Genomic DNA, 24,255 nt, shown 5'->3' with positions numbered 1-24,255 from the left:
TTCCGTCCTGGCGATAAAGTCATGAATCGATCGGTATCCCCACGCATCCCTGCTATGGAGAAATTGTATCGTGAAGGAATAATTCGGGCGATCGGAGTTAGCAACTTTAAGATGGGCCGCTTGGTAGATGGCAGAAGGGGAAATTTACATTTTTCAAAATGAAATTTTAGTATCCATCGCTACGAAGTATAATAAATCCGTTGCCCAAGTGATTTTACGTTGGAAAACCCCAAGAGAAATCGTCGCTACGCGTAATTGGTATTTTTTATCCGTTATGGCTTGTCGTATTACAACTCCTTTTCAAAATGCGTTCAAGAAACGATGGGTTTTATTCCTGCCCGTTAAAACTGCCGACCAGTGCCGGCAGCTTCTTCATGGTCATTTATTAAATTATAGTTCTCCGTTAGTTATGAATCATGATCTGTCAAACCTTTAGCAGCTGTTTCATTTCATATAGCGATATTCCAGGAGATTCTTCAAATTTGAGATTTTCTGCTGCAGCTTCTCCCCGACGTTGGTTTCCCTCACCAGCTTCCGCTCCACTTCTTTGTCCACCAGTCTTTTTACTGACAATACGTCCGTTCCGTTGCATAACACATCTTCTCTGGAATTGAATTTCTGATGGGCTACAAGCTGCATGCCAAAGGAATTATACAGCAAGGTATATCCGGCGATACCCGTTGTAGACTGATAAGCTTTGGAAAAACCGCCGTCGATGACGACCATTTTGCCGTTTGCTTTAACGGGGTTCTCTCCACGAATTTCTCTAACCGGCGTGTGGCCGTTAATGATATGTCCATGATCCGGATTCAAACCAAACTCCAGCAGGATTTTCCGGCAGATCTCCTCATGTTCACGCAAATAGTAGTAAGGGTTCTTCCTCTCCTTATGGGTTTCTTTATCTTGGATAAAGTACCGTTCAAAGGTGGTCATTTCTCTCTTTCCAAAGAGCGAGGAGCATTCCCCTGTCCAGATGTACCACACCATATCCGTCGCCAAATCATCCGTTTCTTCCGGATGCGCAAAGGCATAACGTAAATAATATTCAAAAACATCGAGCAGCTGACGGCCCGAATACGTCTTGTCTTCAATCCGCATTGCTTCCATGTTTCCTTCTTCATCCAAAGGAATACAGCCGTGGATTAACAAATTCCCGTTGTATTTTAAATATAAACTGCCCTTTTTCATAAGAAAATTCATATGTCTGGCCAGCTTTTCGGAATGCTGAACGGAGAACAACAGCTTTTCCAGCACCTGCTGTTCTTCCTCCAGCAATTGTTCAGGCTGCTGCGGATTTACGGTTATGAAACAGGTATTCTCAAGCGGGTAGATTTTTCCTCTGATCTTGATTTCATTGTTTTCGTAATCAATCTGCTCAAGCAAAAGCCGTTCAGACATATTAAAGTAAGGGCGTCTCTTGATAATCGGGATTTCAAGCTTAAACTGGATCATGGCAATGGCTTGATGAATTTTGGTAATCTGCAGGATTTCCTGCTCCGATACGGTATGGCCTTGCTGCAGCTTCGGTCTGAAGGCCGGATTGTCATCATAGTATTTCTCCGCCAAGTTCAGCAGTGGGCGAAGATTGATTCCGTATGCGTCTTCAATGATGTTCAGATTGTCGTATCTGGCGCAGATCCGGATAATATTCGCAAGGCAGACCAGGGAACCCGCATAGGCGCCGATCCACAGGACATCATGGTTCCCCCACTGAATGTCTACAGAATGGTAGTTGATCAGCGTGTCCATAATTTTATCGGGGTCCGGCCCGCGGTCATAGATATCTCCGACCACATGAAGATGGTCAACCACCAAGCGCTGGGTTGTGTAAGCAAGGCCGATAATGAGCTTGTCCGCCAGGCCCAAGGAGATAACTTGCCGGTATATTTCCTCATAATAAGGATCCTTATTGTTGGTCGAATCCGTCTTGTATAGAAGCTCTTCGACAATATATACAAACTGCTCCGGCAGAGCTTTGCGCAATTTCGAGCGCGTGTATTTGGAAGAGGCATAAGAAATGAGCTTAAGCATGTGTTCAATCGTTTGTCTATACCACCGTTTCAAGGCTTGTTTATTGCACAGGTCTCCTTTGACCAGCCGTATTTTTTCTTCCGGATAATAAACTAACGCCGCAAAATCGTTGATTTCTTGATCCGTCCAAACCTCACCGAACAAAGCTCTGATTTTCTCTTTTACGGTACCCGATCCGTTTCTTAATACATGCTGAAAAGCCTGGAACTCCCCATGCAAGTCACTGACAAAATGCTCCGTTCCCTTGGGGAGGTTGGAAATCGCTTCAAGGTTGATGATCTCTGTGATGACTTTTTCTTCCGTATCATATTTCTGGGCCAATAAATCTAGAAACTGCGAATCCAAAACAGAAGTCCCCCTTCAAGGAAAGATGGTGATGCATAGGTTCTTTTTTGGGGCTAGCGGCGTGCCTTTAAGCTCAGGGTAACCATCTCGGAACCTAAAAACTGCTCTTCGTAAGGATGCCCATGATTGGATTAATTAGTGAGCAATTTATATCCGTTTTTGCTAACCAATGAATAGAAACTTACCTTTTTGCGGATAACAATCATAACATAAGCCAAAATTCTAACTTCATTCATCATTTTTTCGATTCGTATCGACTCATGATTAACATACGATTACTCTCTCCTGTTATGTTAACCAAAAAAACAATTTCATTTCCTTATTTATTACGATTGTATGCAATTAGCTCCCTGCGTGCCGGTTCTGGTTTCCTCGATTATATACAAACAGCTGCCTCCCCGGTTTCTTGAAGACAGCCCCAGAAAATTAGTGCAGCAAAAAGTTTTAAAAAACCCGGTAACTCAGTAATGGAGTTCCGGGGTTTTTGGCTTTTACGGCGGGTCTTCTCTCGTTTTTTTAGGCGCTACTCCTATACTCTCATGGATCGGTAATTGATATTTCTTTTAAATTGCGGCTAACCACACATATTCCTGTCATTTTCGGCGAACGTTAAATAGGTTCTTGCTGCTTCTTCTTTACACAATTAATCGCGGTTTACTTTGTAAATTTCAATGATATTTTGATCTGGATCATAAAAGTGCGCAACTCGCGAACCCCAATCATTACGATTATGAGGTTTATTTATAAATTCGATCCCCTTATTTTTCAAGAGATGATAATACTCGTCAACATCCTTTACTTCAAACTGAATGATAAATTTTGCTTGCTGTGCTATGGATTCTGCTGGTTGATATTCTGGGAAGATAGCTTCTAACATTTTCTTTTGCGAAAATAAAGCAATGTTCATTTCCTCAAAATATGCATATTGTTGTTCATGATCATGCCACCCATGAAAACCAAGGATGTCTCTGTAAAACGTAAGACTTTCTTGGAAATTAGCGACACATAATCTTATGGCATGAAAATCCATATTGAATCCCTCCAATTAAAATAGAATTAGGTCAGGGTGGTATCTTCGCATACTCCATTTTATTCTTTGCGTCCAGAACACTCGTGACTTTAGTCATGAGATGAATGAACGCTCCGATGTGGCGATGCCAAAAGGCATGTTGAACATCCTACATATGTTAATCATTTAATTAAGAATATAACCAATAAATATAGGATATTTCTTTCCAGAAATAATGACATATGTTATCCTAAAATCAAGAGGAGGATAATTATGTCAGAAGTCAAGCGTGGGCGTGGATACGTCTATTCCATCCAGTATCATGTGGTATGGTGCGTAAAATACCGACACAAACTTTTAACAGGTGAAGTGGAGTCGAAATTAAAAGAACTACTACATCAAATTGCTTCGGATCATCAATTTGATATCACCGAAATAGAGACAGATGTTGACCATGTTCATCTTCTCATGGACTGCTCTCCACAGCACTCTATACCAAACATCATGAAAGCCCTCAAAGGTGTGTCTGCCAGATTGCTATTTAAAGAATTTCCTCACCTTAAAAAGGAATTGTGGGGAGGGAAACTATGGAATCCTTCTTACTTTGTAGCAACCGTCAGTGAACAAACAGAGGAGCAAATTAGGAGGTACATTCAAAACCAGAAAGTGAGGTGAAACTCAATGCTCATCAAGAAAGCCTATAAATTCCGGATCTACCCGAGCAAGGAACAAGAAATTCTAATTGCAAGGACCATCGGATGTTCTCGTTTTGTGTTTAATCACTTTCTGGCCAAATGGAACGAGACGTACAAGGAAACCGGTAAAGGGTTAACCTACAACAGCTGTTCGTCCGAACTGCCGCATCTGAAAAAAGAATTTCCATGGCTAAAAGAAGTGGACAGCATCGCGATTCAGTCGTCGGTAAAAAATCTCGCCGATGCCTACTCACGATTTTTCAGGAAGCAGAACGATGCGCCACGCTTCAAATCAAAAAGAAATAAGGTTCAGTCCTATACCACAAAGCAAACCAATGGAAATATTGCGATGGAGGGGAATAAGATCAAGCTCCCTAAACTTGGACTTGTAAAGTTTGCTAAATCCCAAGAAGTCGAAGGACGCATTTTGAATGCAACCGTCAGATCCAATTCCAGTGGTAAATATTTTGTATCGATCTTGGTTGAAACAGAGGTAAATCCACTTCCTAAAACCAACAAAGAGGTTGGTATCGATGTGGGTTTGAAGGATTTTGCTGTACTCTCCAATGGTGAAGTATTTGAAAACCCCAAATTCCTGCGCAAACTCGAAAAGAAATTAGCCTGTGAACAGCGTAAACTTTCCAGACGTAAAAAAGGACTTTCCAATTGGAAAAAGCAACGGTTCAAAGTTGCTCGTCTACATGAGCGTATTGTGAATGCAAGAACGGACTACTTGCAAAAGATTTCCACGCACATTGTCAAAAACCACGACGTGATTGCGATAGAAGATTTGCAAGTCTCCAATATGCTTAAAAATCATAAATTGGCGAAAGCCATCAGCGAAGTGTCCTGGCATCAGTTTCGCACCATGCTGGAATATAAGGCGAAATGGTTCGGACGCATCATCATTGCAGTAGGCAAAACATTCGCTTCATCCCAACTCTGTTCTTGCTGTGGATACCAAAACAAAGACGTTAAGAATCTGAATCTTCGTGAATGGGAATGCCCTTCTTGTAACACACATCATCAAAGGGATCTGAACGCCAGTCAAAACATTCTTGCCGAAGGCAAAAGACTACTCTCTGTATAGCGGCAGTAACCGTAGGAACTACGGGGATAGCTTGGTCAATTCGTCGAGGTTACTCGGTTTTACCCAAGAATCCTGCGACTTCAGTCGTGGGAGGTTCAATATTAATATAATGGAAAAAGCAGCCACTCTCAATCCTAGTTATGTATTCATAGAGAATTATGCGCTATGGCCTAACGTCATGATCAAGAACTTTGAATCAGTTAGGTAACACCGCATGTGAAATGAAGACAACGATGAAAGGTCGTCTAGTTATATATTACCTCTTTCTGCCCGTTACTTTAATGGAAAAGGGAGCAGCTGCCGCGGCGTAATCTGCTCCCTGTTCATTCAACACGTTCTCGGTTCATTTTTGTTAATACAAGCGAAACTGATATGGCGTTTCTAAATCTCTATCTTCAGTTGGTGCGGATCCGGTCAGGAACTCCACCCACCGTCTGCGGATCCTTTTGCGGAATCGTCATGCATTGATTTAGTCTGCCGCTTCATCATTTATTTCAAATCGTTGTAATGCTCATCCGTGACGGGCTCCAGCCATTCCGGCGTACCTGCAGTGATGGCAATGTGTTCAAACCAGCTGTCTTTTGTAGCACCATGCCAGTGTTTTACACCATCATGGGTCACAATCACATCACCGGCTTTCAGGAACTGGGCAGCTTTTCCTTCTTCCTGGTACCAGCCTTCGCCGCCGGTTACCAATAGAATTTGAAACCCATTACGATGGATATGCCAGTTATTCCGGCATCCGGGTTCAAAGGTAACGTTCCCAACTCCAACATGAACTTTGGGATCGGCAACCAACGTCTGTAGGTAACTTTGTCCCACAAAATATTGTGCAAAGGCTTCATTTTTCTCTCCCACAGGGAAAATCACGCCGTTTTTTACCTCTTCATGTTTTGCCATTTTGCTTCCTCCATTAAACATCATTATGGTTTGTATACTCGGGCTCTTTTTACTTTAATTTCCCGCCAAACACCGGAAAAAAGCTGTGCTCACCATAATCTTGGATTTGCTCTACGTTCTTTAATTTCTCCATATCTGCATCGCTGATCACAAAATCAAGCTCTGCGTTGTTTCTCATGTGATCTGGATTTGCCGTCTTCGGAAGTACGACAAGACCAAGCTGGATACCATATCGAAGGCAAAGCTGAGCAACAGATACTCCATACTTTTCGGCTACGACCCTAACCTCCGCATGATCAAGGATTGCACCGTGTGCAATGGGCGAATATGCTTCCACCAGGATGTCATTTTTCCGGCAGAATTCAATGAGCTCCAATGGCGTATTGCCCACATGTGCCAAGATTTGATTGACCATAGGCTTGATCTCACAGCTAGCAAGAATATTCTCTATATCATCCTGAAGGAAGTTGGAAAGACCGATGGCCTTCACTTTGCCTGTCTTATATGCATCCTCCATGGCTTTCCATACTTGTTTGTTTTCCTCGAAGTAACGTTTCTCCTCGCGGAACTCCTTCCAAGGCTGCGGGCTGTGGATAATCTGAAGGTCAATGTAATCCAGTCCCAATTTGGCTAATGACTCATGAATGGACTGCGTAACTGCATCATAATTCTTTGCTTCAGCAGCAACCTTCGTCGTAATGAAAAGTTCTCCTCTTGCGACACCGCAAGAAAGGATTCCTTCGCCTACACCAGCTTCATTCGCATAAGCCTGAGCAGTATCAATATGGCGATACCCAAGAGATACCGCATCACGTACGGCCTGTGCCGCCTGTTCATCGTCAAGCAGCCAGGTACCAAGACCTAATTTGGGAATTTCAATACCATTGGATAATTTGTACGTTTCGTTAATCATTGTTTTTGTCTCCTTTGCTATTCGGGAATGATTTCTTTGATGCAACCCAAAGCATTTAACGTTCTAGGGAAACCCATATAAGGAAGGCAATGCGTGATGGCGGTGATCATCGTGTCCTTGTCATTGCCGACATTTAGATTGCCCTGTACATGTGCCTTGACCTGATTTTCGGCTCCCCCGAGTGCGCTTATGATGCACAAAGTCAGCAACTCCCGCGTTTTCAAATCCAGGCCTCCCCGGGTATAGAAGTCGCCAAAACAAAAGGCGGAAAGAAAATCCTGAATATGCTTTTGATTGTTCGGTGCATTCTCCCGGTTTTTGGAAATGACCTCCCCGAAAATGTCCACCTGCACGGCAAGTCCCTTGTCAAACCGATTCTCTTCTTCAACCTGTTTTTGACTCTCAAGCGGCAATGCGATGTTCCTGGCTTTGAAAGCGTCGTTGACCTCCGTAATGGCATTCAGCGTTTTAGGAAAACCGACGTAAGGCGCGCATTGGTACACGGCTTCCTTGATTTCGATCGGCGTAAGTCCGACGTTCAGCGCGGCATGCACATGTGCCTTGAGCTGTGGCAAAGTTTGATTGGTTGCAAGCACGACCAAGGTTATCAGCTCGCGAAGTTTATCGTCCAGGTTCCCCTGATAAAAAACCTCCCCGAAAATGAAGCGGCTAAGAATGTCCTGAAAATCAGGATCGGTAGCGTATGCCGCCGGTACTCCATCGCCAAACAGTTTATTATAAGTGACTTGACTCTTCTCAATTCGATCCAAAACGAAACCTCCTGTTTGTTTTTAATGAGACCGCCATTAGAATAACGGCAATGGCGACGAATAAAGCGGCGATCCAACCGATAGCCCGTATCGATACGACTTCTACCGCAATCCCTCCAATCCCGCCGACGGCAGCGATCGCGATCTGTAGAATGGAGCCGTACAGGCTTAACATGATTCCAGGGGTTTCCGGAGCAAGCGCAGCCAGATTGAAGATCGGCGAACCGATCGCATTGGCGATCGCGAATACGGTGATCAATTGGCCTGTAGCTGACACCGAAATATAAGCCCAGGCGGCGATTTGATCCAAAATACCGGCCATCACGTACTCCGATGTACTCACAAAAAAACCAATGAATGCCAGCATGTATATTTTCCAAGCATTGTTCATTTATTCTTCCTTCTAATATGAGTGCAATGGGATCAATTCACGCAAGCTCTACTCTTACGAACGGTCACTTAGAAATGTCCAACGACGCGGTGCGGCACATACGGTTCTTCCAAAAATGCAATTTCTTCAGGCGTTAATGAGATGGAAAGCGCGGCCTCCGCATCTTCGAGCTGGGATATTTTTGTCGCACCGACAATCGGAGAAGTTACCGGTTCTTTGTGGAGAAGCCACGCCAGTGCGATATGAACCCGTCGAACGCCATGTTTCTCAGCGAGACATGCTACCCGGTTTACCACCAATTGATCCGCATCTGCCGTTGCATCGTATTTTTGTTTGGCAATTTCATCGGTTTCGGCACGATGTGTGGTTGCCTCCCGCGCCAATTTTCCACCTGCCAAAGGACTATAAGGAATGACCCCGATTTTTTCTTGCTTACAAAGCGGCAGCATCTCCCGCTCCTCTTCGCGGTAAATGAGGTTTAAATGATTCTGCATTGATATAAATCTCGTCCACCCGTTTTTCTCGGCGACATGTAACGCCTTCTGAAACTGCCATGCCCACATGGCGGAAGCACCGATGTAGCGCGCTTTACCGGCCTTGACTACGTCGTGAAGGGCCTCCATCGTCTCTTCGATCGGTGTGCCTGCATCCCAACGATGAATTTGGTACAAATCCACGTAGTCGGTTTTCAGTCTCTTGAGGCTCTTATCGATTTCACTCATAATCGCTTTACGGGAAAGTCCGGCGCCGTTAGGCCCTGGATGCATTCGTCCATGGATTTTGGTCGCGATGACAATTTCGTCACGGTTCGCATAATCCTTTAATGCACTTCCGACAATCTCCTCGCTTGTTCCTTCAGCATAAACATTCGCTGTATCAAAAAAATTGATTCCAAGCTCCAACGCTTTTTTGATGATCGGACGTGCCCGATCCTCATTAAGAACCCACCGATGATGGCCTTTCGACGCGTCGCCAAAGCCCATACATCCAAGACAAATCCGGGATACATCCAAGCCGGAATTTCCTAGTTTCGTATAATCCATTTGATTGTCCCTCCCATTCTTTTCCTGACGAATATCAAATGAGGTGAATCATCGATGTAAATCAGGCGTTGGTTCCATGTGGCACCACCTTGACTGTCGCCGAACGGGCCCGCGTACTGATCATCGAGTTCAGATAAGGACTACCCTTGTATTTTGCACGATACGCATCGTCGATGAGGTTGCCGATCTCGCCATCAACCGGTTCAAAACCGACCTCCTTTGTCATGCCGGCCACCGTGATTCGCCCCGCCTTCTGCTGTACCGCCGCCTGGTACCATCGGGAGTTCTGCCCGTAGTAGGCGCGTACATAAAGTGAGTCGCCAACCACAACGGACCAAATCCAGGTCGGGGTACCATAAGTAACTCCGTCTTCACGGAAAGGCGAGATGTGAAGATCATCGGACTCAGCCATCCTGTTCAATTCTTCTTTCGACCACGTACTCATGAATGGGATCCTCCTTAAAACTTGATATTAATTACTTAGAATGAACTACAGCGAATAAAAATGAACATTGATTGTTTAATCAACTCGTGTTTATAATTTTATACAGAAACCCTATGCTTACAATGGTCATTTTCTCGCAATGTGTACGTTACTCAACAAATGATCCATAATTGCCGATTATCTTAAAATGGAGGACTTTTTAAACATGACTAAAGTGGATCGAAGGGTACTCAAATCCCAAGAAGCCATCAAGAAAGCCATTCTCGAACTGATGGCCGAAAAAAACTTTGATGACATTACCATCCGGGATATTTCCGACAGAGCAAATGTGAATCGGGGTACGATATATCTTCACTATTTGGATAAATATGACCTGCTGGATAAAATTATCGAAGAACACATCAGTAATCTCAGTGAACTTTGCCGATCTGCATCGGAAATGAGCTTCCAAGAAGGAAATTACGTCTGGTTCGAATATTTTGCAGAGCATCATCTGTTTTTTTCAATCATGCTAACCACCAAGAGCGCAGCCCATTTTCGCAGCCGGTTCCTTGATTTAATCGTCCAAGAGTATGAGATTGAAGTTGATGTAACCGAAGGGAAAAATCAAGGCTTAAATCGAGAGGTTATCCTGCAATTTTTCGGGGCAGCCGTCGTGGGGGCCGTGGAATGGTGGTTCAGGAATGGAATGCCTGTTCCCCCTCGCGTCATGGCAGAACAGACGGGGATATTGTTGGATCGAAATTTTTAATCCGGATTTTGCACCTCAAACAGGCTTCGATGGGAATAACAAAACCACCTGAATTCATGTCGAAATTATGAGTTCCAGGTGGTTTTCTGTTAATAAGTAGAGGCAAAGGCGCCCCGCAGATACGCAGCTTTTAAGCGTTATGTTCATGTCCCCTTCAGCACCTGGTGTTGAAAATCGGAAAAGTCCGCCGTCCCATCATTGTTCATTCCTCATCTCAAAGATTTTTTGCAGAGTACGGAGGTGCAGCGTTCTTTCATCATCCGTTTCTTGGAGTTTGTCTCCCGCTCCTGCGTCCATATACCCCTCTACAAGCCTGTACCCGAACAAAAGGAGAATCATCTCATAAATGCAGTTATCCGTTATGTGCGAAATATCCGCAAATTCCGAAAAGCCCTTGTAATACGCCGGGATACATCTATGGTAGTATTCAACCATGTGTTCAATATCGGCATCGTCCGCGATAAGACTTGCCATGTCTTCACCTAAATAGCCCCACCCCGTCGTGTCCCAGTCGATGAGTATGATGTTACCGTCTGTATAAATGATGTTTGTCACCCAAAAATCCCTATGGCACAGCACGATGGGCAGCTTTTCAATACGGTTGAATATTTCCTCTGCGCTTTCATCAACGTCGATGAGCATTTTACATAGATGTTTCGGGATATCGCAATCGTCGGAACGTATATAATCATACACTCTATTCCATGACCGGTAATGAAGATAGAAATTCTTCATATAGCCCACTTCGCTCAGATTGGTCATATTCTGTAAAAAAGCCGGCTGTTCGGCATATAACTTGCCTTGGAACCGTCCTAATTCCTCGGCTGCGCGTTCATACATACCGCCAGTCAAGTCTACACCCGATATGCCCTCGATATATTCCATCCATATCTGCGTTTCATTTTCTTCTTCGTTCATTTCGACGTGATAACATTCCGGCCAACGGAATGATTCAGTAAACAGAGCGCCGAAACTGGATTTATAAAAATCATATTCTCTGCGCCATGAACCGGGATCGCTGTAGCGTTCCCATTTCTTCTGCGTTTTTAAAACGATTTTATAGGTTATTTCCCCGCCGTCAGTGGTTTTGGCAATGCCAGTTACAAGCCGTACATTACCTACTGTACCGCCATGCAATGGTTTGGTCCGGATATCGGCGCTGATGATTTTAGTGCCGAGCATTTGGCTTAAAACCTGTGTCAGAGTTTCGGCTTTGATTTCGCTCATAATGAAGTCCTCCAATCGTTTTTTACAAGGTGAAACATTTTTGTGCCTGATGTTCGTCGCCCACTGCACAAACATTCCTCGTTGGGGAACAGTTATGTAATATAAGGAACCGATCAGTTCACATGACATCAAACCCTGTTTTTATAAAATGACTCGAATTCAGCAACAGAGTCGAACTGGTTCAAAGATACACCTTCTGTTTTGAGGTGATTTTCTAACTTCTCAATAAGCTGCAGAACGGCTAATCGCAACGGTTCAAAATCTGTTGGATCCAAAAGCGCGACAAGATCCGGATACCCGTAACGGACGTAAAATTCGCGATGCTCACCCATGTCAACATGGCTAGGCCAACGTCCCTTTTCCGCCGCGTACAACATTCGGGCTAACCCATCTTGTACACCAATAGCAACGAAGTAAGCTGTTTCGTAATGTCCTTTTTCGCACGCGGTTAACAGTTTGTTCATCATCCCTCTTTCCTCTTCGTAATACCCCTTCATTCGCGCTTTGTAGGAGCGGATTTCTTCTAGTCTGTTTTGTCGCTCCGATATAAGGCGAAGCGTATCTTCAGTCAATTTCTCACATGCTGACATAATCTCATCAGGAGTTGTACTGAACATAATGGTATCAAGGTATTGATCGAGTCGGTCCGGCTTAATGGGAAGATTTCGGACTTGCTCACGATAATGGCCCCAACTGCGCGTATAATAGATTTGGTTCAAAAAGCCAAGACCCATGAAAATATTTCTCGCAATCTCCTGAGCCTCGGTTCGACAGTAAGTCAGTTCATGGGAGGATTCGGCAAGCCGCATTTTGGCGATGCCGATAAGGCAATCCTTTACTGCAGACTCGGCCTTGCTAATGAAGGCAGGAACTTGGGATTCACTCCCCATGTTGGATATCGTCTCGCGAAGTTTCATGAATCTGGCAAGATCATCTTCGGATCGTACATATAAAAGCTTACAGTCTGCTATAATCGTCGTCTTCCAATCTTCAGATGATGCCATTCTTTCAGCACGATCCCATCCGATCGGCCAGAAATCAAAGCTTATGCCGTCGATGATAAACTGGCACTCAACTTGTCTTCCTCTGTCCGTGGCCGGAATGAAGAAGAAATCCAAATCTGATCGCTCCGTCGCCCGACCCTGCAAATAAGATCCGTAATAGCCGACAATAGCAACATCCTGGGGGTAATGGGTCTTGATATGTTTGACAATAATGTCAGCCACAGCAAAAACATCAACCATCAGATAACCTCCATGTTATATTTCAAGTCTAGGTTTTGTAGTACTTCAAGTTTAGGTTGTCATCCCGTAGAAGTGAAGGGAAAAGGTAATTAAAAACAAACTTCCCCTGAATGGTCGCAACTTATAAAAAGACTGTCAGCTTAAAACAGGTTTAATCAAATTTTGGGATATGGATCATATTCGAGACCTGTTTATCTCCCGACCGGGCATTTGAAACCAATTTGCCCGCCAACGAAAAGACGGCAGCCGATCATCCAGACCGGCCGCCGTCTTTTTATTACATCCAACAACATGATGCTTGCTATATTTTTTGCCTCATTCCTCCACGATTGCGACCGGCCGGGCCCAGCCGCCGCTTGCTTTTTCGACTTTAATCGGAAAGCAGCACACTTTGAAGCCATACGGTTTCGGTATTTTGTCCAAGTTAGCCAGCTTTTCAATCTGGCAATATTCCCTGTCCTTGCCGACAAAATGCGCTGCCCACAGCACGCCTTCCCGCGGCTGCTTTTTATACGCTTCAGCCTGCAGGTTGAGCGGAATATCCCAGCCCCAGCCGTCAGTGCCGACAACCTTGATGCCTTGGTCCAGAAGCCACAGCGTAGCTTCGGCCGATACCCCGGCATGAAGAAATGCATAATGCTCGTGATACAGCCGTTTGTCCGCATCGCTCCGAATGAGAACGATATCGAAAGGTTTCAGGGTATACTCGATCCGTTTCAGTTCGGCGATCAGGTCGTCTGTCGTAATCTCATATCCCGGCGGCTTCGCGCTAAAATCGAGCACCACGCCGTCCGAATAAAACCATTCGAGCGGCAGTTCGTCAATCGTCCTTGCTTGCTTCCCTTCCGAGACCGGCCAGTAATGCCACGGCGCGTCGATATGAGTACCCGAATGGGTATTCAGCGTCACCATTTCCGTTGCCCACGCCTTGCTCTCTGGAAAATCCTCCTGCTTCAGTCCAAGTATCTCGGCCGCTTGCCGCGCACCATCTTCATGGGTCGCATATTCGATCTTCGCCGGCAGCGGCTCGCGGATACGCGGACTAATCGGCACGCTCAAATCAATAAGCTTCATGGTGGTTTTCTTTCCCCTCTCCTTCTGATTCATGCATATTATACCAAATTGCACCAATAGCAGGGGGCGACTGTCACGTTTTATGGCATCCTTTTGAGCAGTGAGTCTACGCCAACTGTTAGACCCACTTATACTTTCCGCCTTTTGCTAGAACATATTATGCTAAGACAACAGATTTCTCAAGAACGTCCTTATGAATATCTCCATAAGTTTTGCTTGATGGAGTGGGGGTAGCTTGGATAACTGTTATCATGTTATGTTTAGGCAGAATATTGATCTCTTGTCCGCCGAATCCCCTGCATCCATAGCCGTTTTCTAATATCCACCATAAATATCCATATGAGCTGTTGTTCTCGGTCGGCCTTAGCATTTCCTTAATATAATGTTCAGAAATGATACGTTTGCCTTCTACAATGCCGTTGTTTAGAACTAGCAATCCTATCTTCGCAAGATCTCTGGCGGATAAATCAGAATGTTCCTCTCCCTTCATTACGGTATACGATACGCCACAAGGGCTTTCAGCCCATTTTCCACTCAATATACCTAAAGGCTTATATAACAGTTCCTCACACAGTTCATAAGATGTATTTCCGAAAGCATTTCCAATAACAGCAGATAGCAATAGCGCATCCCATTCTTTATATACATAGGTGCTTCCAGGATAGTCCTTCATCGCAACATCTGCGACATGCGCGATCCAATCCCTCAACCGCTTCATTTGCTCAACCATTGGACAATGATAATGAACGCCGCCGTTCCAGTAAATCCCTGATGACATGGTGAGAAGATGTCGGATCGTTATCGCCTTATGATAAGGATGAACGCCCATTTGAAACGCAGCCAGGTAATCGCCGATTGGCTCGTCCAGGCTTCGAATCATGCCTTTATCGAGACAAATCCCCGTTAGGAGTGAAAGAATGCTTTTCCATATCGATTTAATATGATTTCTGCTATTTTCATTATATTTGTTGTAGTATCTTTCAAATACAATTTTGCCGTTTTTCACAACAAGCACGCTGTTGACAAGCCGATACCGCCTTTGTTTAAGAAAATAATCAAGACCGTCTAACATCTCCGCATTCAGGCCTTCCGCCTGGGGCGTGGAATATTGCAGCTCTAAGGTCATCTCAAATACCTGCCGATAATCGATTTTTCGTTTCTTTTCAATTGCTCCGGAGTTCCGGTCGCAATAATAAACCCGCCATCACTGCCGCCTCCTGGACCCAACTCTATAATATAATCGCAATTGCTTAACACTACGGGGTCATGCTCGGTCACAATGATCGAATTCCCGTGCCCAGTTAATTCCAGCATCAGCTTGATAAGCTTTTCACTATCGGAAAATGATAATCCGGTTGTAGGCTCATCGAGAATATACAAACGATCCTTACCGGATTGCTTGCCAAGCTCTTTCGCGAGCTTAATCCGTTGAGACTCCCCGCCGGAAATGGTCGGTGTTTGCTGCCCAAGCTTAATATATCCTAGTCCTACTCGTTCAAGAGTAAGTAGTATATGACAGATATTTTTATCATATGCGGCACTTTCCTCATTTCCGAAAAACGCTATCGCTTCCGATACGCTCATTTCGAGGATTTGCCGTATATTTTTGCCTTCGATCGTTATTTCCATGGCTTCATCTATAAAACCTGTTCCTCCGCAAGCGTCGCAATTTTGTTCGATATAGTTTCCAAAACCCACATGATATCGAATCACTCGATCACCTTTGCACTGACGGCATCCACCTTCGGAGTTCAGTGAAAATAATCCTGCTCCATATCCTCTCTCTATCGAATCAGACGTGCTTGCAAACATATTTCGGATCCGATCGAAAATCCCCGTGTAGGTTGCCGGACATGAAGTTCGACTTCTTCCTATGGGCTTTTGATCAATGACGAAGCATTTCTTGATATATTCGATTCCACTTACCCTTGCATCGGACAAAAATACCGTTTCTTCATCTTCATCTGCGATTGTAAGAAGCTCTTTTAATTTAGGCACCAAGGTGCCTGAGATCAAACTCGATTTCCCGCTGCCCGATACGCCTGCGATCCCTACCATTACACCGAGGGGGATTTGTACTTTTAAGTTTCGAAGATTATGCAGGCATGCATTTTCAATCGTCAGCATCTTTGCCGGATTTATCTTAGAATATGTCGTCTTTACTGGCAGCTTTCTTTGATCGGCTAAATATGGTGCGGTTCTCGATAATTCGCAGGTCATAAAATCGTCGAAGCTGCCTTGAAAGATACGCTGGCCTCCGTAAAACCCAGCGTCGGGTCCTAGATCAATGATATAATCCGCAGCGCGCATAAAATTTTCATCGTGTTCAACGGCGATTACCGTATTTCCCCGATGAACAAGATTTTGAATGATTTGTATGAGGTTTGCTTTCTCAATTTCATGTAAACCGATGGTCGGCTCATCGAATATAAAGATGATCGAATCCATCTGAGCTATGATAAAAGAAGCGAGAAATAAGCGTTGTATTTCACCGCCCGATAAGGTTGGGACAGGTCGCGACAATGAAAGATGGTGAAGGCCCACATCAACCATACAATCCAGCTTAAGGATCATCTCGTTGATAAGTGTCATACCGGGTAACCCCGACTTTTCCTTTGTTAAAAAATCATTCAAGTCTTTAATATACATATTCTCAAGCGTGGTGATGGTTTTTCCAGCTATTGTTGTATGCATTGCGTGTTCACCCAAGCCGGTTCCTTCACATTTGGTGCAACGTTCCTTCTTACCGTAGGCTTCAGATAAAATGCCATTTTGCCTTCCGCTAATTTCACCACATTTAAATCCATTCAGCAGCCATGGAATGACACCCTGAAAACTTGTCTTTCCACGGTCTCCATATTTTAAAGCTAACAGTTGTTCATCACTCAATGTATGAAGTGGTTGCGCTACAGTCAGTCCATGATAAGCACAAAATTCGTCTAACCTCTTTCTTGCCCCTCCCCGATATAGCAACCTTTCGACTAATAGATCTTTTAACTGAGTTTTTCCGTCTGAAAATATCTTATCTTCATCAATGGAATACAAGTTTCCATTACCTAAGCACTTTACGCACATTCCTTTCGGTGAGTTCCTCTGGAACATGTCCATGCTTAGAGGAAGCCCATCGTCGTAACTTGGGTCTCTCCTGCCATATGTAGCAAATAAAACGGCGAGCATATTGCCGATCTTTGTCCGCGTCCCAACCGTGCTACGTGGATTGGATTGGCGAATAATTCTCTGTTCCACTGCGACGGTAGGGGCTAAACCTGTGATTTGATCAAAGGTCGGTGCGGCATCCACCATGAACTGCGTACCAGAAAACATGAGGTAACGGCGTTTGCCTTCCTCATACAATGTGTCGAATGCGAGACTGGATTTCCCGCTGCCGGATACTCCGGTGATCACGGTCAGCCTGCCCCGCGGAATTCGAAGATCGATATTTTTCAAATTATGAATCCGTGCACCCTTTATCTCGATATATTCGTTCATCGTACGCTGCCTTTCATAATATGATTTCTTAAAACCTACCTAGGAGGCAGGCTCCTTAATGATTCGTCAAGGCTCCGTTTCTGCTACAACCAGGTCCTGACGATTTCGGCAAGCGTTATTTTAGTCGAGCCCTCGTCCGAAGGGTGAAGTCCATCCGGAACAAGCCGGTCGAATTCGGCGGGATTATCGTCTAACATGCTCCGCCAAACCGAGTAATGGTCTATGAGCAAAAGCCCGCGCTTACGAGCGGTATCTCTGTACACCTGATAATATTCCTTAATCAGAGGACGGATTTTCAGGGGTTCCCGAACCGGTGGATTCATGGTCATCAACAGAATTTCGCAATTCTTGTTGGCAGCGTGAATTCGATCGATCATGGCATTCAGGTTTTCACCGCATTTCGTAACACTCGTCTGATAAGGCAAAAATGAATCGTTTATAGCGAATTCCAGAAAAACGGCGTCGGGAGCAAGAGCAATTACACGTTCCTCCAAATTTTCAAGTCCCCAGTCTGACCATTGTCCACCTTTGGCGCTGTTGGTCAACTTCACTTGCCCCGGAAACCGACGATCCAGAATTTCCTTTAATCCGCTGACCCAAGCGCCGCCTTCGGTTAGACTGGTTCCATAAACGACGATATGCTGCTGTTTGCCGTTTTCCAAATTGCTGATTGTTGCCGATAGGTTCATAATGCTCAGATGATCCTTCCATCTCTGACTTAAATAAAAACAGTTTTTTGCTTATTCAATTCGCCTTTGACCTGCGCAATCCTGCCCATTAATCGTGAAAAGACATACATTAAAATCCGGATGCCTTTCTTCTTCCATTCTTGAATTAATTCCTTCGAACCTCGAATACCATCGGACGTTTTTGATAACTAACAACGGAATTTTTTGGAAGAGTGACTTGATCCTTACGTGACGTAATGCTGTATATTCAGGATACCGGTAAAAAGCAGCGACCAAGACTGGGGATGATCATGCTTCGAGAATGGAAAATGTGAATTTGAGTACGGTTAGAAAGCGAATTGGGATGGCAATGAAGCCATCCCATAATCCTGTACTAGAACCCTACATCATCTCTTTCCGCAGCTTTTTGAGCCACGAACTCCGCCATTTCTTCCACGCCGGCCGCTCTGAATTTTTCTTGAATACTATGAAGTATATTTAGAGCTTCTTGATCCGACGCCGCAAAAAATGCTTTTTTAAATTCATCGTCGAAATTCAAACTGCTGGTTTTACTTATAAATTCCTGATATTTGGGCCACTCTCTTTCGAGATAGCTGGCGCTTACCTTGTCTATGATTTTGATAGGCATTTTTGCCGAGAAGCTCTCCTCCAGCTTTTGCCACTTCGTTTTTTGATCTTCGGGCGTAGGCCAAGTGACTTCATTGGAGAATGCCCCGATGAATCTTCCTGGAAGAAAATTGAGCCCTGCGTCTCTTTTCAGATCCGGGTTTTCGTCGAATTGTTTTTTCACATCCGGAATCCATTGCGGTACCCCGTTTTGCATGGTGTAGTGCGTTCCTTCGATCCCGAAATACGCTAGCAATCGGCCTTCTTCGCTGTTGACATAATCAATGTACCGTAAAGCCGCATCGGGATCTTTGATGTTCGCGCTTAAGAAAAGGACGGGGAAGCCGGAACGGCCGGGTTTTTCCACTTGCGTTCGAATGTCTCCGTTCTTATTCTTCATCGGTCCGAGTAGTTCATATTGCATTTCCGGATTCGTCTTATAAAGCGTTTTTTGTAAATCGGCTAACATCGGTTGGGCACCGAATACGGCGAGCTTGCCCGTCGTGAGCTTTTCATTCGCTGTCGTGCTCGTATTGTTGAAGGCTTCAAGATCGAACAAACCTTCCTTTAATAACTTTCTCATGTATAACAGCTTAGCTTCATAATCCTTGGATTGCGTCCAGTGGATCAGTTTCCCGTCCTCTTTACGGAAGTCCGAAATCGAGTAATCTGACCACCCGGCAAGGAATTGGCCGTAATCCCATCCATTCCACATCGTTCCGGCCGGGATGACCGGCTTCCCGCCAATGTCCTTGAAACCGCCATCTCTGATTTTGACCAATAGATCATATAGTTTGTCTTCCGTATCAATATCCTCTGCTTTTACATTTAACGCTTTCAGGATATCTCCCCTGGCAAAAAGGCCGTAATTCCAATTGTGAATGCTCTCGGGGGTTCCGTCCGGGGTCTCCGTAGGAATGAGATACGTCTTGCCTTTAAAATCGGGACTATTGAGATCGAACTCGGCAAAATCTTTCGCGATCCCGGTCGTCACCAGTCTTTTAATATTCGGGTACTTATCGAGATAAGGGGTTAAATCCAGAAGCTGTCCTTCCGTGGCCGCCTTCTTGATGACTTGTCCCTCTCCTCCTGTCGTAGACCAGAAAGGAGCGTTAACAATATCCGGAACCGTGCCGGAAGCAAAGATGGTGTTTAGTTTTTCCACTTCGCTTGTTGTGATGGATTCGAGGTTTAACGTGACCCCCGTTTTTTCCCTGATTTTTTGGGCAACGGGATTATTTTTCTGATCCTGCGGGAAACCGGCTCCGCCGCCGTTCCAAGCACTGAGGAAAGTCAAGGTTACCGGCTTTATTTCTTCAGTACCTGACTTATTCGGACCCGGGTCAACCGTGCCTGCTTTCTCTTCTTTGCCTTTTCCCGTGCATGCCGTCATGGTCACTAACAGCAATAAAGCGATTAGTGCCATGGCAAGAACGCTTTTGCGCCTGTTCTTCCTCATCCTACAATCCCCTTCCATTGGAAGTTTATATATAAAAGGCATAACCTTTTATACCAACTATTCCTTAAGCGAACCTACCAATACGCCTTTGACGAAATATTTCTGAAGAAATGGGTACACGCAGATGATCGGGGTCGTGATGATAATGACGAAAGTCATCCTCAAGGCTTCCGGAGTTACTCCCCGCAGCTCCAGCTGAGACTGGGTCATGTTTTGAATCGCAGATCCGCTGTTTCCCGACGACGACGTCATCGACTGGAAAGACGCTTCGCTGATCATTTTGTTAAGGAACGTAGCCGCAGGCTGCAGCTTCTCATTCTGTATGAAAAACTGACCGGTAAACCAGTCATTCCATACGCCCACCCCGACAAACAAGGCAATGGTGGCGAGCACCGGCATCGAAAGCGGCAGCACGATTCTTGCAAATACCGACAACTCGCTTGCTCCGTCGATCCGTGCCGATTCCGCCAGACCTTCAGGGATCCCGTCGAAGAAGGTTTTCATGATAATCGCATTGAAAAAACTATATAGGGACGGCAATACCAACACCCAAAACGTATCCAGGATGTGCAATTGCCGGTACAGGATAAAAGTCGGAATAAGCCCTCCGCTGAACAGCGTGGTAAAGAAAAAGAAGAATACGATATATTTTCTTCCGGGCAACCCTTTCCGCGAAAGGGCGTAGGCCAATAAGGCCGTCAAAAATACGGAGCCAACCGTTACGATCAGGGTTCGGGAAATGGAAATATAAAACGAATTTAAGATCAAAGGGTTGCTAAAAGCTTTCGCATAGTTTTCTAATGTAAACACTCTAGGAAAAAAATAGATTCCACCCTTCATCGCATCGTAGCCGTCATTGAAAGAAAGGGCCAGAAAATAAATAAACGGATACAGTGCCGTAGCGCAGAATAAAAGCAGCACCGAATAGTTAAGCGTCATATACAGTTTATCTGCCGGCGTCAGCCTTCTTACACCCATACACACACCTCCTCGTCTTCAGCGCTTGATTATTACCATAACGATACGTCGCTCACGCGTTTGGATACTTTGTTGACAACAACGATGAGAAGCAGCGAGATCGCAGACTTGAATAAACCAATGGCCGTGGAATAGGCTAATTGCCCTTGTTGGAGGCCTGTTTTTAAGACGTACGTGTCCAGGATCTCCGAGACGCTTAACGTTGCCGGGGACTGCATCAGCCAGATTTGGTCAAAACCGGCGTTCAGTATTCCGCTAAGGGAGAATATGAGCAATATGCCGATCGTTGGCGTAAGGGATGGAAGCGTGATCTTAAACAGTTTGCTCCACCGGCCTGCCCCGTCGATTTCGGCTGCCTCATACAAGTGCGGATCGATATTCGTTAACGCGGCTAAATAAATGATCGAACCCCAGCCTACGCCTTTCCAGATGTCGGAAATGATGACCAATGGATAGAACAATTCCGGCTTTCCCATAAAAAAGATCGGATCCAAACCCATTTGGTACCGAATGTCATTGATCAGCCCAACATTCGGGGACAGGATTTTTTGAAGCAAGGTAACGACAACGACCCACGAGACGAAGTGCGGCAGATAGGAAATCGTTTGAAACACTCTTTTGAATTTTTTGTGCATGATTCCATTGAGCATTAAGGCTAGGACCAATGGGGCCGGAAATCCGAAAATAAGTTTAAGGGCACTAATGGATAACGTATTTCGGAGTACATCGTAAAAACTGGAATCGTTTAAAAACTGTTCGAAATATTTAAAGCCTGCCCACGGGCTCCCCAAGATCCCCAGATTGAATTTGTAATCTTTGAACGCTATTAAAATGCCGTACATCGGATAGTAAGCAAAAACCAGAAACCATAGGATCGCCGGAAGAATAAATAAATATATATGCCTGAATTGCCATATTCTAGTTAATTTCCTGTTCCTTTTTAATTGCTCATATCCAGGGATAACAACACTTTTGGGTACCATTCTCCGCACACCTCCTACATCTTCGTCGTATCGAGACTGCTCCATGCGCCCTTAAAATTGATTCCGGTCTTATTTTTTTGTAAGGCATATAGCGACTGTTCCCCCCTTCATTGCAAACGGTTTCTATTCGATGATTTAAATATATTCAATATGGCCTAAGAATAATTCCATAATTTCCTCGTTCAGATAAAAAGTAACCTTCAGGTCGAAAAAAGGTTTTGGCGGTTTTATAAAACAAACAATGAATTGGGGTGCAGTGTAGCAGTGAAACGGAAGCTGCTTTTGACCAAGAGGAGGCTCCTGTAACTTAAGTAACAGAAACCGGTCAAAGTGCTCCCTTTTTCCCGTACTTTTTCAGGCGTTTTTATTCTTTTGAATGGATACATTATATTGAATATATAGATATAAATGGTTTGATAAAGAGCGTTATATTGAGATCAAGCGACCTGTGAATTGTTTGAACGGCTGCTGTTGGATTTCTTTATTGATTGGGGGGTTTATACGGGGGATTTCATGAGAGAAAGTTGCTGTTGACCTTAAGAAAAGAGTCCAACCGGCCTCGCTCCCCTAGTCAGGTTCGAAAGAAAGCCCGTTGGACTCGTTATTAGGTTATATATAGGGAGAAGCGGGCGTTCATATCATGTAGGGGAGAAAACGTTTTTTCCCGTCGTCTCGCCAATCACCAATTCCGGTTCAACGAGGGTTTTAATGTACTTTCCGTGTTCGCCGTCATCACTGTGAATGACCTCAAGCAGCGTGTAAGCCGCGCGGTAGCCCATGTCCCGCTCGAACTGTTTAACATGCGTGAACGTGCTGTAGCCTTCGATGATGGAAGTCGGATCGTCAAAACTGATGATGGATATGTCCTCAGGCACCTTCAATCCTGCTTGGCGCGCCATCTGATAGATTTTCACTCCAAGACTTCCATTGAGCGTAATATAGGCCGTTGCCATTCGATTTTGGATATAGCGGTACAGTGGATGCGTTTCTGCTCGCTCAAGACTTCCGATTTCAAAACCGGTGACAATGTGGGCAGGGTTAATGAGCGACCCCTTTTCCTTGAAGGCACTCATATATCCATCGATCCGCTCTTGAACGGTAACGGTTTGTATGGGCGAATCGGAGCATATGGCGATTTCACGATGCCCCAGCTCCCACAGGTAATTTACAGCCATGTTAGCGCCAAGCCTACCGTCCGATGCTATATAATGAGTTTCCACCCCTGGAAGGTAACGGTCGATGAGAACGAACGGAAACCCCGCAAATTTCATGCTTAATATTTCCTCGTTGAATAATTCCTCGTCAACCGGAAAAATCAGCAGCCCTTCCACTCCAATTTTACTGCATGTCTGGATCGCCTCTTTTTCCTTCTCAATGTTGCCCTCCGATAAATAAATGACGAAACGGTAATCGTTCTCATTTAGTGCTTGCTGTATGCCATGTACAAGCCTAATCGTAAAATAGTCATAAATGCTGGGCATAATGAGGCCGATCAAGCGCGTCCGGCTTTCCTCGCTGTTTTTATTGATATGCTTTACGGCACTTTTAGGAGATGTCGTCGGAATTTCATATTCATGGTCGCTTACAAAAGTCCCCTTTCCGGGGACCCTTGTGATGATTCTTTCGTTAACCAAACCGGACAGGGCATTAACGACGGTAATCTTGCTTACTCCGAAACGCTCCATGAGTTCCTTTTCCGTAGGTATACGGTCTCCAACCTTCAATACTTGCGACGTGATCAAATCGCGTATATACTCTTGAACCATCTGATACAAAGGTATTCTATCCGTTGAGTTCATCCGAATCACCACATTTCATATCAATATGTTCAATATATAAATTACGAAAGACGCAAACGTTTTATTCCATGACCTTGCTTTCGTTTGTGGTTGTTGCTGCGCCTACAGTAGGGGAATTGGCGGTCTTTCTTGGGGGATTAATTTAATTAAAATCAATAAGTTTCCATCGTTCTTGCAGATTCTTCAGACAAAAGCGAAAAAGGTACTTGGCATCACTGCCAAATACCTATTTTATGATTCCTACCCACTCTTGTCCCATGCTTTATTTCACGACTACGGTAGATTTTTATTTATCCTAGATTTTAAAGGCACTAATTGTCTTTA

General features: G+C 44.7%; 21 protein-coding genes and 1 pseudogene. 4 read left to right on the top strand and 18 right to left on the bottom strand.

All coding sequences use genetic code 11. From position 1 onward, the window contains the following. Positions 1-51: 51 nt before the first annotated feature. Positions 52-244, top strand: a pseudogene (locus GQY55_RS31355) (aldo/keto reductase); the annotation flags it as partial. 200 nt (positions 245-444) lie between these two features. Here the strand turns inward: GQY55_RS31355 and GQY55_RS12615 are convergent. Next, positions 445-2,376: a fructose-1,6-bisphosphatase gene (locus tag GQY55_RS12615; protein ID WP_160041823.1), complete on the bottom strand. Its 1,932-nt coding sequence runs from the start codon at positions 2,374-2,376 to the stop codon at positions 445-447. A 643-nt stretch (positions 2,377-3,019) separates the two neighbouring features. Continuing rightward, positions 3,020-3,406 (bottom strand): VOC family protein, encoded by a 387-nt coding sequence (locus GQY55_RS12610; RefSeq protein WP_160041821.1) that lies wholly within the window; start codon positions 3,404-3,406, stop codon positions 3,020-3,022. A gap of 252 nt (positions 3,407-3,658) precedes the next feature. On the opposite strand from GQY55_RS12610, the gene tnpA reads away from it, so the two are divergent. Further along, positions 3,659-4,060 carry an IS200/IS605 family transposase gene (tnpA, locus tag GQY55_RS12605; RefSeq protein WP_160041759.1) on the top strand — a complete coding sequence of 134 codons (402 nt, stop codon included), beginning with the start codon at positions 3,659-3,661 and terminating at the stop codon, positions 4,058-4,060. A gap of 6 nt (positions 4,061-4,066) precedes the next feature. Next, positions 4,067-5,170 (top strand): IS200/IS605 family element RNA-guided endonuclease TnpB, encoded by a 1,104-nt coding sequence (gene tnpB, locus GQY55_RS12600; RefSeq protein ID WP_160041819.1) that lies wholly within the window; start codon positions 4,067-4,069, stop codon positions 5,168-5,170. Between the two features lie 489 nt (positions 5,171-5,659). On the opposite strand, the gene GQY55_RS12595 is transcribed toward tnpB, so the two are convergent. The 6 genes from GQY55_RS12595 to GQY55_RS12570 all read right to left on the bottom strand — a co-directional run bounded on the left by GQY55_RS12595 (position 5,660) and on the right by GQY55_RS12570 (position 9,632). After that, positions 5,660-6,070, bottom strand: a complete 411-nt coding sequence (locus tag GQY55_RS12595; protein WP_160041817.1) for a cupin domain-containing protein — start codon at positions 6,068-6,070, stop codon at positions 5,660-5,662. Between the two features lie 49 nt (positions 6,071-6,119). Further along, positions 6,120-6,983 (bottom strand): aldo/keto reductase, encoded by an 864-nt coding sequence (locus tag GQY55_RS12590; protein ID WP_160041815.1) that lies wholly within the window; start codon positions 6,981-6,983, stop codon positions 6,120-6,122. 17 nt (positions 6,984-7,000) lie between these two features. Next, positions 7,001-7,753 (bottom strand): carboxymuconolactone decarboxylase family protein, encoded by a 753-nt coding sequence (locus GQY55_RS12585; protein WP_160041813.1) that lies wholly within the window; start codon positions 7,751-7,753, stop codon positions 7,001-7,003. Further along, positions 7,740-8,144, bottom strand: coding sequence for a hypothetical protein (locus tag GQY55_RS12580; RefSeq protein WP_160041811.1), 405 nt, complete (start codon positions 8,142-8,144; stop codon positions 7,740-7,742). Before GQY55_RS12580 ends, GQY55_RS12585 begins: the two co-directional genes overlap by 14 nt. Positions 8,145-8,212: 68 nt before the next feature. Beyond that, complete coding sequence (locus tag GQY55_RS12575) at positions 8,213-9,187, bottom strand: aldo/keto reductase (protein ID WP_160041809.1); 975 nt, start codon at positions 9,185-9,187, stop codon at positions 8,213-8,215. A 61-nt stretch (positions 9,188-9,248) separates the two neighbouring features. Further along, on the bottom strand, positions 9,249-9,632 hold the full coding sequence (locus tag GQY55_RS12570) for a DUF2255 family protein (RefSeq protein ID WP_160041807.1): 384 nt from the start codon (positions 9,630-9,632) through the stop codon (positions 9,249-9,251). 205 nt (positions 9,633-9,837) lie between these two features. Between GQY55_RS12570 and GQY55_RS12565 the strand changes: the two genes are divergently transcribed. Then, positions 9,838-10,383 (top strand): TetR/AcrR family transcriptional regulator, encoded by a 546-nt coding sequence (locus tag GQY55_RS12565; RefSeq protein WP_160041805.1) that lies wholly within the window; start codon positions 9,838-9,840, stop codon positions 10,381-10,383. A 195-nt stretch (positions 10,384-10,578) separates the two neighbouring features. Here the strand turns inward: GQY55_RS12565 and GQY55_RS12560 are convergent, their stop codons facing one another. The 10 genes from GQY55_RS12560 to GQY55_RS12515 form a co-directional block, all read right to left on the bottom strand. Beyond that, entirely contained in the window at positions 10,579-11,610 is a 1,032-nt protein-coding gene (locus tag GQY55_RS12560; protein WP_160041803.1) for an aminoglycoside phosphotransferase family protein, read from the bottom strand. Positions 11,611-11,738: 128 nt separating this feature from the next. After that, on the bottom strand, positions 11,739-12,854 hold the full coding sequence (locus GQY55_RS12555; protein WP_160041801.1) for a kanamycin nucleotidyltransferase C-terminal domain-containing protein: 1,116 nt from the start codon (positions 12,852-12,854) through the stop codon (positions 11,739-11,741). A gap of 315 nt (positions 12,855-13,169) precedes the next feature. After that, complete coding sequence (locus GQY55_RS12550; RefSeq protein WP_201452145.1) at positions 13,170-13,928, bottom strand: cyclase family protein; 759 nt, start codon at positions 13,926-13,928, stop codon at positions 13,170-13,172. 157 nt (positions 13,929-14,085) lie between these two features. Then, positions 14,086-15,054 (bottom strand): serine hydrolase domain-containing protein, encoded by a 969-nt coding sequence (locus GQY55_RS12545; RefSeq protein WP_160041797.1) that lies wholly within the window; start codon positions 15,052-15,054, stop codon positions 14,086-14,088. Beyond that, positions 15,051-17,417, bottom strand: a complete 2,367-nt coding sequence (locus tag GQY55_RS12540; RefSeq protein ID WP_160041795.1) for an ABC transporter — start codon at positions 17,415-17,417, stop codon at positions 15,051-15,053. The genes GQY55_RS12545 and GQY55_RS12540 overlap by 4 nt, the downstream gene beginning before the upstream one ends. A gap of 83 nt (positions 17,418-17,500) precedes the next feature. Then, positions 17,501-18,079, bottom strand: a complete 579-nt coding sequence (locus GQY55_RS12535) for an SGNH/GDSL hydrolase family protein (protein ID WP_236575577.1) — start codon at positions 18,077-18,079, stop codon at positions 17,501-17,503. 400 nt (positions 18,080-18,479) lie between these two features. After that, positions 18,480-20,213, bottom strand: coding sequence for an extracellular solute-binding protein (locus GQY55_RS12530; RefSeq protein WP_236575576.1), 1,734 nt, complete (start codon positions 20,211-20,213; stop codon positions 18,480-18,482). Between the two features lie 15 nt (positions 20,214-20,228). Beyond that, positions 20,229-21,149 (bottom strand): carbohydrate ABC transporter permease, encoded by a 921-nt coding sequence (locus GQY55_RS12525; protein WP_160041791.1) that lies wholly within the window; start codon positions 21,147-21,149, stop codon positions 20,229-20,231. Between the two features lie 32 nt (positions 21,150-21,181). Then, positions 21,182-21,991, bottom strand: a complete 810-nt coding sequence (locus GQY55_RS31350) for an ABC transporter permease (protein WP_268895010.1) — start codon at positions 21,989-21,991, stop codon at positions 21,182-21,184. A 779-nt stretch (positions 21,992-22,770) separates the two neighbouring features. Beyond that, positions 22,771-23,931 carry a GntR family transcriptional regulator gene (locus GQY55_RS12515; protein ID WP_160041787.1) on the bottom strand — a complete coding sequence of 387 codons (1,161 nt, stop codon included), beginning with the start codon at positions 23,929-23,931 and terminating at the stop codon, positions 22,771-22,773. Positions 23,932-24,255 lie beyond the last annotated feature (324 nt).

It is taken from the genome of Paenibacillus sp. USDA918EY, from assembly GCF_009870825.1.
Taxonomy (GTDB): Bacteria; Bacillota; Bacilli; order Paenibacillales; family Paenibacillaceae; genus Paenibacillus_AQ; species Paenibacillus_AQ albilobatus.
The sequence above is the reverse complement of the archived record's forward strand: the minus strand, read 5'-3'. Positions and strand labels throughout refer to the sequence as shown.

Bases quoted from the DNA above. Each gene is read 5' to 3' on its own strand.
- GQY55_RS12525 (WP_160041791.1), bottom strand. From the start codon at position 21,149: ATGGGTGTAAGAAGGCTGACGCCGGCAGATAAACTGTATATGACGCTT.
- GQY55_RS31350 (WP_268895010.1), bottom strand. From the start codon at position 21,991: ATGTACGGCATTTTAATAGCGTTCAAAGATTACAAATTCAATCTGGGG.
- GQY55_RS12575 (WP_160041809.1), bottom strand. From the start codon at position 9,187: ATGGATTATACGAAACTAGGAAATTCCGGCTTGGATGTATCCCGGATT.
- GQY55_RS12580 (WP_160041811.1), bottom strand. From the start codon at position 8,144: ATGAACAATGCTTGGAAAATATACATGCTGGCATTCATTGGTTTTTTT.
- tnpB (WP_160041819.1), top strand. From the start codon at position 4,067: ATGCTCATCAAGAAAGCCTATAAATTCCGGATCTACCCGAGCAAGGAA.
- GQY55_RS12555 (WP_160041801.1), bottom strand. From the start codon at position 12,854: ATGGTTGATGTTTTTGCTGTGGCTGACATTATTGTCAAACATATCAAG.
- GQY55_RS12595 (WP_160041817.1), bottom strand. From the start codon at position 6,070: ATGGCAAAACATGAAGAGGTAAAAAACGGCGTGATTTTCCCTGTGGGA.
- GQY55_RS12540 (WP_160041795.1), bottom strand. From the start codon at position 17,417: ATGAACGAATATATCGAGATAAAGGGTGCACGGATTCATAATTTGAAA.
- GQY55_RS12590 (WP_160041815.1), bottom strand. From the start codon at position 6,983: ATGATTAACGAAACGTACAAATTATCCAATGGTATTGAAATTCCCAAA.
- GQY55_RS12570 (WP_160041807.1), bottom strand. From the start codon at position 9,632: ATGAGTACGTGGTCGAAAGAAGAATTGAACAGGATGGCTGAGTCCGAT.
- GQY55_RS12530 (WP_236575576.1), bottom strand. From the start codon at position 20,213: ATGCCTTTTATATATAAACTTCCAATGGAAGGGGATTGTAGGATGAGG.
- GQY55_RS12560 (WP_160041803.1), bottom strand. From the start codon at position 11,610: ATGAGCGAAATCAAAGCCGAAACTCTGACACAGGTTTTAAGCCAAATG.
- GQY55_RS12545 (WP_160041797.1), bottom strand. From the start codon at position 15,054: ATGACCTTAGAGCTGCAATATTCCACGCCCCAGGCGGAAGGCCTGAAT.
- GQY55_RS12550 (WP_201452145.1), bottom strand. From the start codon at position 13,928: ATGAAGCTTATTGATTTGAGCGTGCCGATTAGTCCGCGTATCCGCGAG.
- GQY55_RS12565 (WP_160041805.1), top strand. From the start codon at position 9,838: ATGACTAAAGTGGATCGAAGGGTACTCAAATCCCAAGAAGCCATCAAG.
- GQY55_RS12610 (WP_160041821.1), bottom strand. From the start codon at position 3,406: ATGGATTTTCATGCCATAAGATTATGTGTCGCTAATTTCCAAGAAAGT.
- tnpA (WP_160041759.1), top strand. From the start codon at position 3,659: ATGTCAGAAGTCAAGCGTGGGCGTGGATACGTCTATTCCATCCAGTAT.
- GQY55_RS12515 (WP_160041787.1), bottom strand. From the start codon at position 23,931: ATGAACTCAACGGATAGAATACCTTTGTATCAGATGGTTCAAGAGTAT.